Source organism: Nocardia farcinica (assembly GCF_029867845.1).
GTDB lineage: Bacteria > Actinomycetota > Actinomycetes > Mycobacteriales > Mycobacteriaceae > Nocardia > Nocardia farcinica_A.
Window position 1 is genome coordinate 1 of sequence record NZ_JARWRU010000363.1, and the last position, 2,047, is coordinate 2,047.

1 protein-coding gene is annotated in these 2,047 nt (G+C 70.8%); it reads left to right on the plus strand.

The window, feature by feature from the left end; all coding sequences use genetic code 11:
• The coding region (locus tag QH283_RS07740) for an SGNH/GDSL hydrolase family protein (RefSeq protein ID WP_280502333.1) at positions 1-2,047 on the plus strand (2,047 nt) is incomplete at both ends.

Below are 2,047 nucleotides of genomic sequence, written 5' to 3' on the forward strand. Positions count from 1 at the left end.
AGCACCTGCGGCGGCGACCCCTGCGAGGTCGCCGAGCAGATCGTCGACGACGGCTTCCATCTGCAGGGCCACGGCGTCGGCTTCGACCTGTCCGGGGACGGCCGCGACGAATTGCAGTGCGTCTCCCGGGTGACCAAGGGCCGCTATTTCGACGTCGCCGACGGCGCGGAGCTGATCGAGACGACCAAGGCGCTCTCGCGCAGCGCGCTCGAGGTCACCGTGGACGCCCCGAAGTCGGCGATCGGCGGTGGCATGGCCACGCTCAGCGCCACCGTCACCAACATCTCCTCCACGGAAGCGGCCCCGGACATCACGCTGTCGCTGGCGTTCACCGAGAGCCCCGACCTGTTCCCGCGCGTCGTCCCGCCCCGGTTGCGCATCGGCAATCTCGATCCGGGCACGAGCAGCATGACCTACTACTGGGATCTGCCGGTCACCAGTATCGACAGCACACGGACCGCGCGCTGGCGGGTGACCGCCACCTCGGAGAACGGGGCCTTCCACGAGGCGTCCGAACAGATCATGGTGCTCAGGGGTGACGACTTCGACGGCCTGGCACAGGGTTTCCTGCGCACGCTGATGGACGACCCCGACGCCCGTGTGGGCGTCTTCGGCGACTCCTACGCCAGCGGCGAGGGCGCCGGCACCTATCGGCCGGGCACCGACCAGGTCCACGAATGGTGCCACCGTTCCGACAAGACCCATGTCGCGCAACTGTTCGGCGCGGGCAAGACCAGTATCTACGCGTGCTCCGGCGCCGTGCGCGACCATCTGTTCACCCCGTACCCGGGGCGGATGGACAATTGGTCGCAGGTCGAGGAGATGGGCAACGGCCCGACGCTGGACGCGGCCTTCCTCAGCATGGGCGGCAACGACATCGGCTTCGCCGACATCGTCGCGGACTGCCTGCGGAACGAGTGCGGCCTGGAGGACGCCGAGGCCGACGGGACCCCCACCTACGGTTTGCTCCAGGATTCGACGTTGTCGGCGAAGATCAGGTCGCTCACCGCGGCGGACGCGCTGCCGAGCACCTACACCCGGCTGCACGACGCGCTGAACATCCAGCGCTACCTCGACGACCGGGGCGGTCGTGAGGCGCCGCTGTTCGTCCTGGCCTACCCCAAGCCGTTCCCGGAGATCACCGGTATCGGATGTGGCGAGTTCACCGCCCGCGAGGTCACCTTCGCCAACAAGGTGGTCGACGAACTCAACAACGCCATCGCGCGGGCGGTGAACACCGCCGCCGGGGCGGGCAGGAGCATCCACTTCATCCACTCGGTCGAGCACGCCATGCAGCCGTCGAACACGCTGTGCGACGGCGACGCGACGGGCGTCGTCCCGGTCACCCTGCTCTCCGGCGGCTACGAGATGTACGTCAACAAGTTGACGCCCCGGGAGCAGGAGTTCGTCCACCCCAACGAACTCGGGTACCGGCGGATCGCGGGCGCGATCGCGACCTGGTCGACCACCGGCCTCGCCCCGGAGGCGAACGGCCTCGACGGCGGCGCCGCCCGGCCCGCGCCGGAGGTGGTCTCCCGCGTCGATGTGACGAAGTGCGTTCCGTTGCGGTTCGGCGATCCGCTGCCCGCGCCGGTGCACGCGGGCACGTCGCAGAGCACCGCGGTGGGCGCCACGGCGCTCCGGCCGGGATCGTGCGTCATCGGCCGGGTGGAAGAGCTGCGCAGGGGCACCGCGTGGGCGGAGGTGCACAGCACGCCGAGAGTGCTGGCCTACACCCCGGTCGAGCCGGACACCGAACTCGTCATGTACCTGCCGCCGGATCTGGAGCCGGGCAGGCACACGCTCTATGTGCGCAATGTGGCCGAGGACGGTTTGGTGGACATCTACGCCGTCGGCCTCACCGTGGCGAAGCCCCTGCCGTGGTGGTGGCTCCCGCTGGCCGGGACCTCCGGCGTGGCCGTGCTCGCCGGTCTGATCCTGCTGTGGCGGGTCAGGCGTTCGCGCACCAGAGCCGGCCTGGGGGGGGGGGGGGGGGGGGGGGGGGGGGGGGGGGGGGGGGGGGGGGGGGGGGGGGGGGGGGGGGGGG